Below are 15,994 nucleotides of genomic sequence, written 5' to 3' on the forward strand. Positions count from 1 at the left end.
ACCCTCAGGTGATGGTGAGGCGGAACGGCAGCGTATTGGCCACGATGTCTCCGGAGAACTGACGCAGTTCGACCGACCATTTCGATGCTCGGAAGTTCTGCCGGATCGACCAGCTGCCGTCGTCGGCGCATTCGGCAGACCCCATGTGTTTGAAGTCGTTCTTGCCCTTCAGCCACAGTTCGATGCGGCTGCCGGGGGTACCGACGCCGATGAACTCGGTGGCGCCTGCTTTCCGGGACTTCCCCGGCAGGGGTGAGCGCAGGTAGAAGAACGGCTCGGTTCGTCCGAAGATGTCGGAATTGATGCGGATGCACTTCTGCTTGATCTTGCGCGTTCGCCGGTTCAGATCGAGCAGTGCGTACTGCTGCGGCTGGGTGCGACGCCACGTCAGACCCATCGTCTCCGGGATTGCTTCGTGTTCGACGACGCTGACTCGGAACGCCTCGAGGTCGATGCCGAACGGGTCGAGATCCGCTTGGGTGAGCGGGCGCATGGAGTCGCCGAATTGGGCGATCCGCGAGTCGTAGTCCCCGTCGCCTTGCCGATGGTAGAGGTAGAGCCAGTCATCGGTGTCGGTCTCGACTCGGTGGGCCAGTCCCCCGCGCTGAACCGCGGTGGTCAGCCATTTCCGGTGGGAGGAGAGCATGAGGTCACCGACGTCGGCCGCTGAACCGAAGAAGGTCGAGTTCGGGACATGGCTGGGGTAGATCAGTTCGCCTCGGTTGCCGCGCGGTGCGTCAATACCGACGCCTTTCGCCGTCGTGGCTACCTGCGCCCCGGCGACATCCGGTTCGAAGGCCTCGAGGTGGGCATCGTGCAATCGGGCCGAGATCGCATCATCGTCATCGAGCAGCTGGGCGTGGAGAGGGCGGCTCGGGTGCGTCTCAGCTTTGATCGCCGCGCGCACAGTGTCCCCGAGGCGGGAGTGGTCCGGGACGAAGTGGAAGCGAACGGTGTCGGTGAGTCCGTGTGCGTCGATGACGTCGTGGACATCGCCGAGGATGGACGGCGGCAGGTCCGAGTCGAGCAGGATGGCCCAGACCACGTCTCGTGCTCCCATCGCTGCCACGCTGGCGGCGGTGATGCTGCTGAAGAGTCCGAGTCGGGTTCGCCACCAGACAGGGTCGAAGATGCCCACACCCATGCGGGTCACCAATACAGTGCGCGTTTGAACTGCCACGGTCGTCGCCGTCAGTCGGCGAAGGCGACGTCTGGTGCGAACTCCGCGATGCGATCGCCGACGCCGAGCAGCGATTCGATGGCCGCGACCGATCGGGCGGCTGCTCGTCCGTCACCGTACGGGTTGACGGCCTTCGCCATGGCTTCGTAGGCGAGCGCGTCGTCGAAAAGTCGGGAGACCTCGGTGGTGATCACGGTGGTGTCGGTGCCGACGAGTTTGACCGAGCCTGCGGTGACAGCCTCGGGGCGTTCGGTGTTCTCACGCATGACGAGGACGGGCTTGCCGAGGCTGGGGGCTTCCTCCTGGATGCCGCCGGAGTCGGTGAGGACGACGTCCGAGGCGGCCATGACGGTGGTGAACTCGCCGTAGGACAGCGGCTCGGTGACGAGCACGTTGTCGAATTTCTCGACACGGGGAAGAACGGCCTCGCGCACGAGCGGGTTGCGGTGGGCCGGCAGCAGGATGAGCAGTTCGGGTCGGGCATCGGCCAGTTCGGCCAGCGCGTCGCCGATGTTCTCCATGGACGAGCCGAGGTTCTCCCGACGGTGGGTCGTCACGAGAAGTTTCGGGCGTTCGGAGGCGACATAGTCGGCGACGACCGGGTCAGCGGGGGCGACGTTCATGTCGACTGCGATGTGGAGGGCGTCGATGACGGTGTTTCCCGTGACGACGACGTCGGCCGGGTTGACGCTCTCGGCCAGCAGGTTGTCGCGGGACCTTGCGGTCGGGGCCAGGTGGAGTGCGGAGATCTGACTGGTCAGCTTCCGGTTGGCTTCCTCGGGGAAGGGGCTGAGCAGATTGCCGGAGCGCAGGCCGGCTTCAAGGTGGATGACCGGGATGCCGCGGTTGAAGGCGGCGATCGAGGCTCCCATGACTGTGGTCGTATCGCCTTGGACGAGCACCGCGTCGGGGGCCTCATCTTCCAACACGGAATCAAGTTCTCCGATGACACGGGAGGCGATGCCGTTGAGGGTCTGCCCTTGGGACATGATGTTGAGGTCCACGTCCGGAACGATTCCGAACAGGTCGTTGACCTGGTCGAGCATCTCACGATGCTGGGCGGTGACGACGGTGCGGGAGCGCAGGGTCGCGCTCGATTCGATCGCCCGGATGAGAGGGGCCACCTTGATTGCTTCCGGCCGTGTGCCGAAAACAGTGAGGACAGTGGGGGTCACGCACGAACTCCTGGTCAAGAGAACCACGGGGACCGCCTCGGCGAGGCAGGGTTCTCGCATCAATGCCGATGTGGGTAATGGTATGCAGTTCTGCGGAACTTGGACATACCGACTCCGTTCATCTCATCATGACGGGTCCACTCTCACATGCGGAATCTGCAGACTTTCACAACTCGTTCACCCAAAGTTGATGATGACGTCACGTCAGGGGTCTTTTCATGCGTCATTGTGGTCAGGTTGCCTCGAGAAGCCCTCGGGTAACATCAGAAGTCGTTCATCTCGAGTTTGGAGCATCGCACCTATGACGCCCACTGCCACCTCCCAACGCCCCTCGGTCGCCGTCATCGGCCTCGGTTACATCGGCCTTCCGACAGCGGCTGTTCTGGCCAGCTCGGGCGCAGAGGTCGTGGGTGTCGATATCAACGCCGATGCTGTGGCCACGATCAACGCCGGTCAAGTTCCTTTCGTCGAACCCGACATGGCAACCACGGTGGCCGGCGTCGTCTCGCAGGGGTACCTCCGGGCCACGACCGAGACCCCGCACGCGGACAACTACATCGTCGCTGTGCCGACGCCGTTCAAGGACGGGCACGAACCGGATCTGTCCTACATCGAGACCGCGGGCAAGCAGATCGCGCCTCTCCTCGAAGGCAACGAGCTCATCATCCTCGAATCGACCTCGCCTCCCGGAGCAACGGAGTTCCTGGCCGAGACGATCATCAAGGAACGCCCGGATCTCACGCTCAAACCCGGCAGCGCACAGACCGTCTACTTCGCGCACTGCCCTGAGCGCGTGCTGCCCGGCCGGATCATGATCGAGCTGCGGACCAACGATCGCATCGTCGGCACCCTCAACGGCAATGCCGGCGAACGTGCCCGCGATCTCTATGAGCTGTTCTGCGAGGGCGAGTTCCTCATGACCGATGCTCGTACCGCGGAGATGGCGAAGCTGACCGAGAACGCCTACCGCGACGTCAACATCGCGTTCGCCAACGAGCTGTCGGTGATCTCCGACGGACTCGACATCAACGTCTGGGAGCTCATCAAGCTCGCGAACCACCACCCTCGAGTCAACATCCTGCAGCCCGGCCCCGGTGTCGGCGGCCACTGCATTGCCGTTGACCCGTGGTTCATCGTCTCCACTGCACCCGAGCAGTCGTCACTGATCCGCACCGCGCGTGAGGTCAACGATTCGAAGCCCGGGTATGTGCTCGACAAGCTCCTTCCCCAGGCTCGTCGCATCCAGGATGTGCAGATCGCGGCACTTGGTCTGGCGTTCAAGCCGAACATCGACGACCTGCGCGAGAGCCCGGCCCGGCAGATCGTCGGACAGCTCGCCGATGCGCTCCCCAACGCGAACATCATGGCGGTCGAGCCGAACATCGACAACCTGCCTTCGGAACTCGAAGAGCGCGAGAACGTCACGCTCACTGAGGTGAACGAAGCCATTCGCGCTGCCGATATCGTGCTGCTGCTCGTTGACCACAACGAGTTCACCCGCATCGACCGGACCCTCCTCACACAGAAGATCGTCCACGATACGCGCGGGGTGTGGGGCTGAGACCAACCTGCTGACATCGAAGCTTTTCGGCCCGGCTCGGAGATATCTCCGAGCCGGGCCGAAATCGTTCGCCCACAGCTGCTCCACACGGCTCGCGGAAGGCCAGAGCCTTGAACAGCTGCTCTCGCCAGGGTGCGAGACTTACCCTTGACGGGTCAAACATAGGATGTCTAGACTTCAAATATAGACAGACACTGGCGTTTAACTAGTATTTGCCAGATTCTGCGCCAACACATCCAATCAATAAGTCTCCATCTTGTCCGAGAAAGGGATCCATGTCTCAGATCACCGAGGTCCAAGTCATCGACCTGCGCTTCCCCACGTCACTGGCCCTCGATGGCTCTGATGCGATGAATCCCGATCCCGACTATTCAGCGGCGTACCTCATCGTTTCCACAGACTCGCCGGCAGCTGAGTCAGGTCACGGATTCGTCTTCACCATCGGCCGCGGAAACGATATTCAGACCGAGGCAATTCGAGTCATCGCCGAAACCATCATCGGACGTAACGTTGAAGCGATTCTCGATGACATGGGCGGCTTTTGGAGGGAACTCGTCCATGACTCGCAGATGCGTTGGCTCGGCCCGGAGAAGGGCGTCAGCCACATGGCAATCGGCGCCGTCGTCAACGCCATGTGGGACCTCAAAGCCAAACGTGCCGGAATGCCGCTGTGGGAGCTGCTCGGCTCGATGAGCCCACAGGAGATCCTCGACCTGGTTGACTTGCGCTACCTCAGCGACTTCATGAGCGCTGCCGATGCCCTGTCGATACTGCAGAAGGCAGAGCCCGGTAAGACTGCACGCATGCAGCAGCTGCGCGATCGCGGCTACATGGCCTACACGACATCTCCGGGCTGGCTCGGCTACTCCGACGAGAAACTCGCCCGACTCTGCCGTGAGGCCCTCGACGAAGGCTTCGAACAGATCAAGCTCAAGGTCGGCGGCAATCGCGACGACGACATCCGACGCCTGCGCATCGCTCGTGAAATCTGCGGCGAAGGCTTCCCTATCGCAATCGACGCGAACCAGCACTGGGATGCGAACGAAGCTGTCGACTGGCTCCATGATCTCGCCCAGTTCGACCTGCGCTGGGTCGAAGAACCGACCTCGCCCGATGACGTCCTCGCTCACGCATACATCCAGAAGCACATTTCTCCGACCCCAGTCGCCACCGGTGAGCACTGCCAGAACCGCATTCTGTTCAAGCAGTTCCTGCAAGCAGACGCTCTGCGCGTGATGCAGATCGATGCGACCCGTGTTGCCGGGGTCAACGAGAATATCGCCAACCTTCTGCTCGCCGCCCACGCCGGGGTTCCGGTCTGCCCACATGCGGGCGGGGTCGGCCTGTGTGAACTTGTCCAGCACATGTCGATGTTCGACTTCGTCGCAGTCTCGGGTTCGATGGAAGATCGATGCATCGAGTTCGTCGACCATCTGCACGAACACTTCGTCACACCCGTCGACGTCCGATCCGGACGCTACTGGGCACCTTCGGCGCCCGGCACCGGAGCAGAGATCAAACCCGAAACGCTCCAGGACTTTGCCTTCCCCGAAGGACCGAAATGGACGGAGCTGACCGCTACCGTAGCCTCAAACGCACCGGCCGGACCGCCGTCTGAGCAAACGCTCATCTCACCGATCCCCCACTACATTCCACCCCCACCGCATAACAGGAACGACGACGTGACTGAATCATCTGATACCGCTGTTGACATTGCCCGCGACCATTCGAGAGAACCGATTCCCGGCAAGGTCATCCTCATTGCAGTTCTCGCAGGATTCTCGGGGCTGCTCTACGGTTACGACTCGGGCGCAATCTCCGGAGCGCTCCCCCTCCTCATCGATCAGATGGGACTCAACGTCGGAGAGCAAGGGCTCATCACCTCGTTGCTGCTGTGGGGCGCTCTCCCATCGATCATCGGCGCCACGATCGCGGCGAAGCGCTTCGATCGTCGACATCTCCTCATCGTTGCCGCCGTCATCTTCCTTGTCGGCTCGCTCGCCTGTGCCATCGCGCCCAACCCAGTAGTGCTCGGTGCTGCTCGGTTCTTCCTCGGCCTGGGCGTCGGGATCGCGAACATGTTCGGACTGATCTATCTGTCGGAACTTTCCCCCACCCGTATCCGCGGTCTCCTCACCGGCCTCTACCAACTGGCCGTGAACTTCGGAATTCTTGCCGCATATATCGTCGGCGACGCATTCCAGACCTCGGGTAAGTGGGAATGGATCCTCGGCATCGGGGCCCTCCCCGCCGTTATCTTCCTCATCGGCATGGTCCTCGCCCCTGCCAGTCCCCGCTGGCTGATCACCCGCGGCCGTGACGACGACGCACGAAAGGTGCTGGGCTCTCTGCGCGGCACCGAAGAGATCGCCCGTTTGGAATTCAACGACATCAAGGCCAGCCTCGCCCAGCAGGAAGGCGGCATCGGCATGGTCCTGCACTCGGCTCGCCGACCGATGATCGTCCTCCTCATCCTCACCTTCTTCCAGGTCTTCACCGGTATCAACGCCGTCGTCTACTACGCACCGATCATCTTCGCGGAATCCGGCATGGGTGCCAACGCAGGAGCCTATGCGAACTACGGCGTAGGTATCGCCCTCGTCGCTTCCACCGCGATCGCCTTGCCCATCATCGACAAGCTCGGGCGAGTCAAACTGCTCGCGATCTCGATGATCGGTCAGACCATCGCCATGATCGCGCTCTGGTTGCTGCCCGACGCAGGCTGGATCAGCATCTTCGCGGTCTTCATCTACACCTTCGCATTCGGCATCGGCATGGGGCCGGTCTTCTGGCTGCTCGTTCCCGAGGTCCTTCCCCTGTCGATCCGTGCCATCGGTACGGGAATCATCACTTTCGCCCAGTACCTGTTCAATGCGGTCTTCTCCTGGGCCTTCCCTGTCGCCCTCGACGCCATGGGATCAATTGTGTTCTTCATCTTCGCTCTGCTGTCTGCGGCCGCACTGTGGTTTGTCCTCGCGCGGGTGCCCGAAACGTCGAACAAGTCTCTTGAGGAGATCGAGGCCTATTGGCGGATCGAACGCGCCGCCAAGCACTCCCAATCCTCGGTCCAGAACTGAGCGGAGGATCTATGCTCACCACACCGATCACCCATCCGGAACTGCTGGCTGCTCTAGCGAGGTGCGGGCATGGATCGAAGATCCTGCTCGCGGACGGCAACTATCCGCACGTCACTGGAGCGCCTGCCAGCGCCGAGCGCATCGGGTTGAACGTCGCGCGAGGTCTGCTCACCGTCGACCAGATCCTCGCCCCTCTGACCCGGACACTGACAATAGAAGCCTGCGAGTTCATGCTCACGGCGGAATCGACGAAAGCACCGGCAGTCCTCGGCTACCAAGAGATCCTTCCCAAAGTCGAGTTCACCGGTCACGAGCGTTTCGCTTTCTACGATGCCGCACGCGAATCTGACGTCGCCGTCGTCATTGCCACCGGTGATGATCGCCAATATGCGAACCTTCTCGTCACGGTCGGGGTCATCAGCGAATGATTAAGACTCCGTCTCCCGTCGTCGATGCCCATCTGCACCTGTGGGACAGGAGCAGGTTCGACTACCCATGGATGACCGAAATTCCACAACTGCCGCATTCCAGTCTGCCCGCAGACATTCCGCCGTCGACTGGCGGAGCTGTTGTCGTAGAAGCCGGTGCACGACACGACCAGACCATGGCCGAAGTGGATTGGCTCATCCAACTGTCCGAGCGATACTCCACTATCTGGGGACTCGTGGCAGCTGTCGACCTCACGGACCCCCACCTCGGCGATGTGATTGTGAAACTGATTGAGAATCCACTCGTGGTGGGGGTGCGAGACAACTTCGAGGGCCGGCCTCTCGGCGATCTCGACATTCGTACGTCGAAAGCGGCAGCCGTGCTGAAAGAAGGGATCATCACCGTCCTCGACGCCGGGCTGACATTCGACATCTGCGTCCGGTGTGCTCAGCTTCCGGAACTCTCCGGTTTCCTGAGCTCGATTGCGGAAGCCCGCGGCTCGGCCGCCGGAATCGTCATCGATCACCTCGGCAAACCCTTGCCCGACGGCCCCATCGAAGATCACGAAGACTGGGCAAGGTCGATGATGAAGCTTGCCGATCTGCCCGGTCTGCACGTGAAGTTCTCCGGATTGCCAGGTCAGATCGTCGGCACCGTCGGAGTCGACCGTGCACGTGACCTCGTGCGCGACGCTCTGGAGATGATCGACGTGTTCGGCGCAGAGCGGACGATGCTCGGGACAGATCATCCGGTCTCCACCCTCGCCCACGATCTCACGGCCTCCGACTGGATGGGCGCGGCCAACTCTGAGTTCCGCAAACGGTTGACCGCCACTGAGACAGCCGCGGTCACCGGTGGAACCGCCATTGATTTCTACGGATTGAGGAGTCGCTCATGACCATCAAGAATCCTGTCGTCCGTCGACTGCATGACCAACGCAGCCTCGGCTTCGGCGGAGCACCGATCGGTAATCTTTACCGGCGCATTGACGACCAGACTGCCATCGGTGCTGTCAGGGAAGCCTGGAACCAGGGAATGCGGTACTTCGACACCGCTCCCCACTACGGTCTCGGGTTGAGCGAGCGCCGCCTCGGAGAAGCGCTGTCCGATAAGCCGCGAGAAGATTTCCTGCTTTCGACGAAGGTGGGTCGCCTGATCCGTCCGGCTGACCACCCGCGCGAGCTCGATGACGAGGGCTTTGCGGTGCCGGGTGACCTGGCACGTGTACGCGACTACTCCGGTGACGGCGTTCGACGCTCTATCGAGGAATCCCTTGAGCGGCTGGGCCTGGACAAAATCGACATCGTCTACATCCATGACCCCGACGACTTTTGGACCGAGGCGTTCAACGGCGCGGTGCCTATGCTCAATCAGCTTCGCGACGAGGGCATCATCGGAGCCTGGGGTGCAGGGATGAACCAAGCTGACATGCTCACTCGGTTCGTCCGCGAAACGGATATCGATCTCGTCATGCAGGCCGGTCGCTATACCCTGCTCGAACAAGGCGGGCGCGAAGAGCTCATCCCTGAGTGCGAGCGTCGTGGCGTAGGAATCGTCAACGTCGGGATCTTCAACTCTGGAATCCTTGCCAACGAAAATCCACTTGCACAGGCGAAGTACAACTATGAGGAGGCGCCGCGCCACGTCGTAGAAAAAGCACAGAAGCTCGCAGTTCTGGCCGCGGCTCACGGCACGACTCTTCCGTCCGCTGCCCTGGCATTCAGTTTCAGGGACCCGGCTATCACAAACGTGACGGTTGGAATGCGCACCGCCGATCAGGTGCGTCGTAACGCTGACCTGTTCCGACAGCCTGTCCCCGACGCGTTCTGGGCGGAGGCCGTCGACACCGGGCTGATCGCCGCCGATCCGAAGTCATTCGGCTGATTGGTCCGCAGGCGCGTCCTGGACGGGGTGCGCTTGTTCCCACTCTCACCCACAGCAAGTGACCGACGTTTCGGTCCCGTCAATTTCACCAGCAGAAGGAGATACCCCATGGAGTTCATGAGAATCGGCGCACGCGATCAGGAAACCCCAGTAGTCCGAGTCGGAGACGAGCACTTCGATATCAGCAGCGTTGTGAGTGATATCGACCCGTCGTTCTGGGCAGACGGCCCGGCACGAGTGGAACGGGCTCTGGCAGAGGGAAGCCTCCCGACAATCGAAATCGAGGGTCAGCGGATCGGAGCCCCGATCACCCGCCCATCCGCGGTGATCTGCATCGGACAGAACTATGTCGAGCATGCGGCCGAGTCCGGTGACCCTGCACCTGAACAGCCCATCATCTTCTTCAAGACGCCGAATACGATCACCGGCCCGTACGACGCTATCGGCATCCCTCCGCGGGCAGAGAAGTTCGACTGGGAGGTCGAGCTGGGAATCGTCATCGGCAAGCAGGCTGCATATCTCGAAAGTCGGGAGGAAGCCCTGGACGTGATTGGCGGATACCTTGCCGCGAACGACCTGTCCGAGCGCGACTATCAGTCGGTCCATTCCGGCGGACAGTGGTCGAAGGGCAAGTGCGTAAAGGATTCCATGCCACTGGGCCCGGTCCTCGTGACAGCGGATTCCATCGATGCCCACAATCTCTCACTCTCCAGCTGGGTCAACGGCGAACCGCGCCAGGGGTCATCGACCTCAGACATGATCTTCCCCGTCGAGGACATTGTCTTTCGCCTGTCCCAGTACATGCAGCTGGAGCCAGGCGACATCATCTCGACCGGGACTCCAAAGGGGGTAGCACTGTCGGGCAAGTTCCCTTATCTGGTTCCCGGCGATGTGTCCGAGGTCGAGATCGAAGGACTGGGCCGGCAGCGCCAGGAGTTCTTCGAAGTCGAGGTTCCTGCGGGGGTCGGGGCCGATCTACTTCTCAGCTGAGCAAGCAGACCCGGATGGATCAGCCGAAAGTCATCGAAGCACACGGAACACAACAATAAGAAAGCCGAAATGAAATGAGCACATCAAAGGAATTCGCCGGACTGACCGCGATCGTTACAGGAGGGGCGTCGGGAATCGGCCGTTCTGTCACTGAGCTTCTGCAGGAGTCCGGAGCGAATGTCGCCGTTCTAGACCTCAATCCCGAAGGCGCACCGGCCGGAGCTCTCGCGCTGCGGTGCGATGTTGCCGACCGTGGCTCGGTCGAGGCCGCGGTCGAGGCCACCGTTGCCGAATTCGCGGAATCGATATCGCCATCAACAACGCGGGCATCGGCGCCCAGGGCCAAGTCGATGCAAACGATGATGCCGAATGGAACAAAGTTCTGAATGTCAACGTGGTCTCAGTCGCCCGCGTCACCGCTGCTGCTCTGCCGCACCTGCGCAAGTCGGACCATGCCGCTGTCGTCAACACTTCGTCGATTGCCGCAACTGCAGGCCTGCCCGAACGCGTGCTCTACTCAGCAACCAAGGGAGCCATCTATTCGATGACTTTGGCCATGGCTGCCGATCATGTACGTGAGGGCATCCGCGTCAACGCAGTATGCCCCGGTACAGCAAACACTCCGTGGGTGATGGGCGGCCTGATGTCGAAAGCTGAAAACCCTGAAGAGGAGCTGCGCCAGCTCAATGCACGGCAGCCGCACGGTCGACTCGTCGAACCGGAGGAAGTGGCCCGCTCCATCGTGTTCCTTGCGAGCCCGCGGCAAGGATCGACAACTGGCACCACCCTCGCCGTCGACGGTGGAATGCAAGGGCTCCGGCTCCGAGCAGAATAGGTCGACGCTGTTCCAGAGGCACCTGCTGGCTTGAGAGCTCTTCAGCCTGCAGGTGCCTCGTCATTTCGCTGTCTGTTACATCGCTGAATAGTGAACCCAACAATCAATCGGCATACGCCTCCGGCGGGTGTGTGCCATTGGCGTCAGCCCCAATAGCTTCGTCATCGACGTCTACATGATCGACCCAGCGCTGCACACCGGTGACATGCAGAATCATGATTGACTGCGCCAGTCGAGCGTCTCCGGCCTCCAAGGCGTCGATGATGGCACGGTGTTCGCTCAACGTCTTCTCCACAGCACCCTCTTCACTCATCCCTCGCCAAGTCCGAGCCCTGGTCGTTTTGACCGACACAGCCTCAAGCATCGCCGCAAGATAGTCATTTCCGGCATAGCGGGCAATTGTGGAATGGAACTCAAAATCGTGGGCCACCAAGGACTCGACCGATGTCGGATCCGTATCTGTGATCGTGGCTCGAAGTTGCTCCAGTCCGGATTCATCGATGAGTCCTGCCGCACGGTAGGCAGTTTCAGCTTCGAAGATCCTCCTGACCTCCAGGATCTCTCGCAATGATCCCGAAGCGTGCACATCGACGAGGAATGACACTGCTTCGACCATGTCTTCAGCAGCAAGCGAGGTAACGTACGTTCCTGATCCGCGCCTGACGTCGACCACGTTGATGAAGTCGAGTGCCTTGACAGCTTCCCGCAGCGAATTGCGGGAGAGTCCCAGCCGCTCCGAGAGCTCGGCTTCAGGGGGCAGCCGATCCCCTGGTTTGAGCTCACCGCTGACGATGAGGTCCTTGATCTTCTTGAGTGCGTCATCCGTCAGTGCCATGACCTCAACCTAGTACACCTTTCTACGCGCAGTCCTCTGGTACAAAGGCACCGCGTTCGTCAGAAGCCCGGCACCCACACAGACTTCTGTGTGGGTGCCGGGCATTATCAGCTGTGGATCAATTTAACCGGATCGATCACTCGTAGACCAGGTCAGCGATCTTCTTGTCATCGATGTTGTCCTTGTCGTACCAGTAGTAATCGGTCGGGATCTCCTCCTCGAGCTCCTTGCCATCAATTGCGTCCACTGCCGCTTGTACTGTCTTCGCGCCTATGTCGAGGGGGCTCTGGGTAACGGCGCCCAGCATGGCCTCGCTTCTGATCGCATCGAGCTGGGCCTTGCCGGAATCGAAGCCGACGACTGCGACGTCCTTGTTCCCGAGTTCTTTCACACCCTGGACGACGCCGATCGCCGCACCTTCATTCGTTCCATAGATCGCATCGAGATCCTTATTCGACTGCAGGATCGCCTTGGTCGCATCCGCGGACTTCGCTTGATCCCCGTCGGCGTTCTGCTGGGCGACGATCTTGATATCAGGTTCGTTCTTCTTCATATAGTCGATGAAGCCGTCACGACGGTCGACGCCTGTCGCGGCAGTCTCCGAGTGAGTTACGATTCCGACTTCACCTTTGTGATCGATTGCCTCGGCAACATGTTTGGCCGCCTCCGCCGCTGCCGCCTTGTTGTCAGTGGCCACTGTCGTCATTGGAATGTCCCCGTCGACACCGGAGTCAAATGCGATGACGGGAATGTCACTAGATTGTGCCTGTTGCAGAAGCGGAGTCATTGCCTTGCTGTCCAAGGCGGCCAATGCCAACGCGTCAGGCTGTTTGTCCAATGCTGTCTGCACCTGGGTGACCTGTTGCTCGACATCCGTTTCAGTGTCAGGTCCGACATACGTGACCTTGACTCCCAGTTCCTTCGCTTTTGCTTCTGCACCCTTCTTCACGGTCTGCCAGAACTGGTGCTGGTAACCCTTCGATACGATGGCGATCGTCTTATCACCATCTCCTCCCTCGTTTCCGGCCGATCCGGATCCGCAGCCTGTGGCGAGTAGGGCAATGGTCGACAGTGCCGCCATGGATGTCAGCAGCTTGCTCGTTCTCATATTTGTCTCCTTTGATTCTTCTGAGAGGTCTACGTCTTGGTCTAGGGCTGAGTGATGGCGGTCTTTGAGTTCGCCACAGGTTTCCGCGGAGTCGATAATGATCCACGAGCGGAGGCATTCTTCTTCCGCACGATGTCGAGGTAGACCGCCAGCAATACGACCACGCCGATGGCAACCTGCTGCCATTCCTGAGCAACACCAGCCATTCGAAGACCGTTGTCGAGCACCGCCATGATGAACGCTCCGATCACCGTGCCGACCATTGAACCGCGGCCGCCTGCCAGGGAAGTTCCGCCGATGATCACCGCAGCGATTGCCTGCAGTTCGATGCCGGCGCCACCGGTCGGCTGAGCCGAAGACAGTCGTGATGCGGACAGCACTCCGGCCAGGCCGACGAAGAGTCCACAGAGTACGTAGACGGTGATGAGCCAAGTTCTGACGTTGACTCCGGAGAGGCGAGTCGCCTTCTCATTAGAACCGATGGCGAAGGCCGTGCGACCGATCAACGTGCGCTGGAGGATGACCACAGAGACGACGATGAGAACGATGAATATCACGGCGCCGAGCGGCAGCCGCATGCCCGGAATGAGCGAGACGTTCATAATCGCTCCGAAATCCGGTGACTCCGAGAAGTAGATCGGTTTGGTGCCGCTGATGACGAGCGACAGACCTTGGGTGACCATCATCATGCCCAGAGTCGCGATGAATGACGGCAGCCCCAGGACGGCGACGTTGACGCCGTTGATCAAGCCGATCAACCCGCCGAAGCCGATCGTCAGGACGATGCCTAACCACAGAGGCAGACCCATGTTGGTGATGAAGACTCCGGCCATCACTCCGCAGAGGATCATGCCGGTGCCCACGGAAAGGTCGATTCCGCCGGTGATGATGATGAAGGTGACTCCGAGAGCGAGAAGTCCGACCGTAGTGACAGTAGTGAGGATCGTCGAGATGTTCGTCAAGGTCAGAAACGAATCCGGATTGATTAAGGCGAAGACGATGACGATGACCACAAGACTTGCAATTGCGAGCAGCTGTTGCAGCGAATTTCTCCAGAAGCTACGTTTGGTGTCACTCGCGGGCGAATAATCCGAGGTGAGACGGGGAGCGAGATCGGTAGACATTCAGGCCACAATTCCTTCTGTTTCGACATGCTGGGTGGCAAGTTCCATGATTGAGTCCTGGGTAGCGGCAGCCGCATCAAGGATTCCGGTGAGTCGACCTTCGCTGAGCACCCCGATTCTGTGTGAGAGAAGCAGGACTTCGGGCAGCTCGGACGAGATGACGATGATCGATTTCCCCTGCTCGCTCAGTTCACGCAGCAATTGGTAGATCTCCGCCTTGGCACCGACATCAATGCCTCGTGTCGGTTCGTCGAAGATGAAGATGTCACAGTCCTTGACCAACCATTTGGCGATTGCAACTTTCTGTTGATTCCCGCCGGAGAGTTTGTCCAGCTCCTGGTGGATCGACGGGGTTTTGATGGTGAGAGCCGAGGAGTGCTTCTGTGCAGATGCGTTGATTGCGGCTTCGTCTATGAGCCCGAACCGGCTGAACGATCTCAAACTCGGCAATGAGATGTTGTCCCGCACACTCTGTCCGACGAGGACTCCGAGTTGCTTGCGATCTTCGGACAGATAGCAGATTCCCAATCGTGCCGCTGCGGCCGGATCGGTGATGCGCACTTCACGCCCGCGGACTTTCAATGTGCCTGCGGACACCGGATCAGCGCCGACGATAGCTCGTGCGGTTTCGGTTCGCCCAGCGCCCATCAGCCCGGCCAAACCGAGGATTTCTCCTCGACGGAGGTTGAAGCTGACATCTCTCAGCTTCGCCCGGGTCTCCAAGCCGCTGACTTCGAGAACGATCTCGTCGGTCCCACGATAGGCCGGCACCTCATCGACTGCGGCAAGTTCGCGGCCGACCATCATCCGAATGACCTCCGGCATTTCGGTGGTGGCTGTCTCAACCGTCCCGATCTTCTCCCCATCACGGATGACGGTGATCCGTTCGGTGATGGCCTTGAGCTCGGGCATACGATGCGAGATGTAGATGACTCCGGTCTGTGGAGTGATGAATTGGCGAATCAGACGATGAAGGAGTTCGACTTCTTCATCGTTGAGCGCGGCAGTCGGTTCGTCCATGATGATGATGCGTGCGTCATGGCTCATCGCCTTGGCGATCTCGACCATCTGCTGAGCGGCAACCGTCAGATTCCCCACCAGCTCCTTCGGGTCGAGGCTGAGACCCAGTCGAGCGAAGAGTTCTCGGGCCCGTCTGTTGAGCTCACCATCATTGATGAAGATCCCGAACCGCGGCTCGCGCCCGAGGTAGATGTTCTGCGCGACTGTGAGGTCATCCACGAGGTTGAACTCCTGGTGGATAATGGCGATTCCATGGGTCTCAGCGTCCAAGGTCGAAGAGATCTCCACGCGTTCGCCATCGATCAGAAAATCTCCGGCATCAGCCGTATAGACGCCGGCGAGGAGCTTCATCAGAGTGGACTTCCCAGCACCGTTCTCACCAACGAGCCCCAGCACCTCGCCGGGGTACAGGTCGAGGTCCACTCCAGAAAGTGCCTTCACTCCCGGAAACCATTTGCTCGCTCCGCGGATATCTAGCAACGGCACCGCTTCACTTCTGACGGCGGCAGATTCGGACACTACAGGCATGTACGGCAACTCCTCATCGAATTCCAAAGACCTCCTATGTCTATGAAGAGACGTTAGATGATTCACTAGTGATTGACAAGCATTATGCGTATTTTTCGATCTTCTGGACCAGACGCTTCAAGCATTCATTGGATGACTTCGGCTGCCAGGGCTGATCACCGCGCTGCCGGCGGCCAGTTGAAATCACCACTCTGTGCATACTCGATCCACGTGGAGTAGGACCGTAGGACCCCGGATAGAGTGGAAGA

Annotated in this window: 11 protein-coding genes and 3 pseudogenes; 8 read left to right on the plus strand and 6 right to left on the minus strand. The window is 60.3% G+C overall.

Going from position 1 to position 15,994, the window contains the following annotated elements:
- Positions 1 to 4 precede the first annotated feature (4 nt).
- Positions 5 to 1,180, minus strand: coding sequence for a glycosyltransferase (locus AC2W7L_RS01815; RefSeq protein WP_486003009.1), 1,176 nt, complete (start codon positions 1,178 to 1,180; stop codon positions 5 to 7).
- 11 nt (positions 1,181 to 1,191) lie between these two features.
- Complete coding sequence (gene wecB / locus AC2W7L_RS01820) at positions 1,192 to 2,355, minus strand: non-hydrolyzing UDP-N-acetylglucosamine 2-epimerase (RefSeq protein ID WP_486003010.1); 1,164 nt, start codon at positions 2,353 to 2,355, stop codon at positions 1,192 to 1,194.
- Between the two features lie 301 nt (positions 2,356 to 2,656).
- Here wecB and wecC point away from each other — a divergent pair, with 301 nt between their 5' ends.
- The 8 genes and pseudogenes from wecC to AC2W7L_RS01860 all read left to right on the plus strand — a co-directional run bounded on the left by wecC (position 2,657) and on the right by AC2W7L_RS01860 (position 11,131).
- Entirely contained in the window at positions 2,657 to 3,916 is a 1,260-nt protein-coding gene (gene wecC, locus AC2W7L_RS01825) for a UDP-N-acetyl-D-mannosamine dehydrogenase (RefSeq protein WP_486003011.1), read from the plus strand.
- Between the two features lie 275 nt (positions 3,917 to 4,191).
- A pseudogene (locus tag AC2W7L_RS01830) lies at positions 4,192 to 5,481 on the plus strand (enolase C-terminal domain-like protein); the annotation flags it as partial.
- Positions 5,482 to 5,673: 192 nt separating this feature from the next.
- Positions 5,674 to 6,993: pseudogene (locus tag AC2W7L_RS01835) on the plus strand (sugar porter family MFS transporter); the annotation flags it as partial.
- Positions 6,994 to 7,004: 11 nt separating this feature from the next.
- Positions 7,005 to 7,421, plus strand: coding sequence for an RbsD/FucU family protein (locus tag AC2W7L_RS01840; protein WP_486003012.1), 417 nt, complete (start codon positions 7,005 to 7,007; stop codon positions 7,419 to 7,421).
- Positions 7,418 to 8,320, plus strand: a complete 903-nt coding sequence (locus tag AC2W7L_RS01845; RefSeq protein ID WP_486003013.1) for an amidohydrolase family protein — start codon at positions 7,418 to 7,420, stop codon at positions 8,318 to 8,320. The genes AC2W7L_RS01840 and AC2W7L_RS01845 overlap by 4 nt, the downstream gene beginning before the upstream one ends.
- Positions 8,317 to 9,306 carry an aldo/keto reductase gene (locus AC2W7L_RS01850; RefSeq protein ID WP_486003014.1) on the plus strand — a complete coding sequence of 330 codons (990 nt, stop codon included), beginning with the start codon at positions 8,317 to 8,319 and terminating at the stop codon, positions 9,304 to 9,306. Before AC2W7L_RS01845 ends, AC2W7L_RS01850 begins: the two co-directional genes overlap by 4 nt.
- 108 nt (positions 9,307 to 9,414) lie before the next feature.
- Positions 9,415 to 10,296, plus strand: a complete 882-nt coding sequence (locus AC2W7L_RS01855; RefSeq protein WP_486003015.1) for a fumarylacetoacetate hydrolase family protein — start codon at positions 9,415 to 9,417, stop codon at positions 10,294 to 10,296.
- 74 nt (positions 10,297 to 10,370) lie between these two features.
- Positions 10,371 to 11,131: pseudogene (locus AC2W7L_RS01860) on the plus strand (SDR family NAD(P)-dependent oxidoreductase).
- Between the two features lie 103 nt (positions 11,132 to 11,234).
- On the opposite strand, the gene AC2W7L_RS01865 reads toward AC2W7L_RS01860, so the two are convergent.
- The 4 genes from AC2W7L_RS01865 to AC2W7L_RS01880 form a co-directional block, all read right to left on the minus strand.
- Positions 11,235 to 11,966 carry a FadR/GntR family transcriptional regulator gene (locus AC2W7L_RS01865; protein ID WP_486003016.1) on the minus strand — a complete coding sequence of 244 codons (732 nt, stop codon included), beginning with the start codon at positions 11,964 to 11,966 and terminating at the stop codon, positions 11,235 to 11,237.
- 136 nt (positions 11,967 to 12,102) lie between these two features.
- A complete protein-coding gene (locus AC2W7L_RS01870) occupies positions 12,103 to 13,074 on the minus strand; it encodes a substrate-binding domain-containing protein (RefSeq protein ID WP_486003017.1) in 972 nt (323 codons plus the stop codon).
- A 41-nt stretch (positions 13,075 to 13,115) separates the two neighbouring features.
- Positions 13,116 to 14,198 carry an ABC transporter permease gene (locus AC2W7L_RS01875; protein ID WP_486003018.1) on the minus strand — a complete coding sequence of 361 codons (1,083 nt, stop codon included), beginning with the start codon at positions 14,196 to 14,198 and terminating at the stop codon, positions 13,116 to 13,118.
- Complete coding sequence (locus AC2W7L_RS01880; protein WP_486003019.1) at positions 14,199 to 15,746, minus strand: sugar ABC transporter ATP-binding protein; 1,548 nt, start codon at positions 15,744 to 15,746, stop codon at positions 14,199 to 14,201. It lies immediately after the preceding gene.
- Positions 15,747 to 15,994 lie beyond the last annotated feature (248 nt).

Source organism: Brevibacterium sp. LAARM3_SD1 (genome assembly GCF_057364765.1).

Bases quoted from the DNA above. Each gene is read 5' to 3' on its own strand.
- wecC (WP_486003011.1), top strand. From the start codon at position 2,657: ATGACGCCCACTGCCACCTCCCAACGCCCCTCGGTCGCCGTCATCGGC.
- AC2W7L_RS01840 (WP_486003012.1), top strand. From the start codon at position 7,005: ATGCTCACCACACCGATCACCCATCCGGAACTGCTGGCTGCTCTAGCG.
- AC2W7L_RS01845 (WP_486003013.1), top strand. From the start codon at position 7,418: ATGATTAAGACTCCGTCTCCCGTCGTCGATGCCCATCTGCACCTGTGG.
- AC2W7L_RS01850 (WP_486003014.1), top strand. From the start codon at position 8,317: ATGACCATCAAGAATCCTGTCGTCCGTCGACTGCATGACCAACGCAGC.
- AC2W7L_RS01855 (WP_486003015.1), top strand. From the start codon at position 9,415: ATGGAGTTCATGAGAATCGGCGCACGCGATCAGGAAACCCCAGTAGTC.
- AC2W7L_RS01865 (WP_486003016.1), bottom strand. From the start codon at position 11,966: ATGGCACTGACGGATGACGCACTCAAGAAGATCAAGGACCTCATCGTC.
- AC2W7L_RS01870 (WP_486003017.1), bottom strand. From the start codon at position 13,074: ATGAGAACGAGCAAGCTGCTGACATCCATGGCGGCACTGTCGACCATT.
- AC2W7L_RS01875 (WP_486003018.1), bottom strand. From the start codon at position 14,198: ATGTCTACCGATCTCGCTCCCCGTCTCACCTCGGATTATTCGCCCGCG.
- AC2W7L_RS01880 (WP_486003019.1), bottom strand. From the start codon at position 15,746: ATGCCTGTAGTGTCCGAATCTGCCGCCGTCAGAAGTGAAGCGGTGCCG.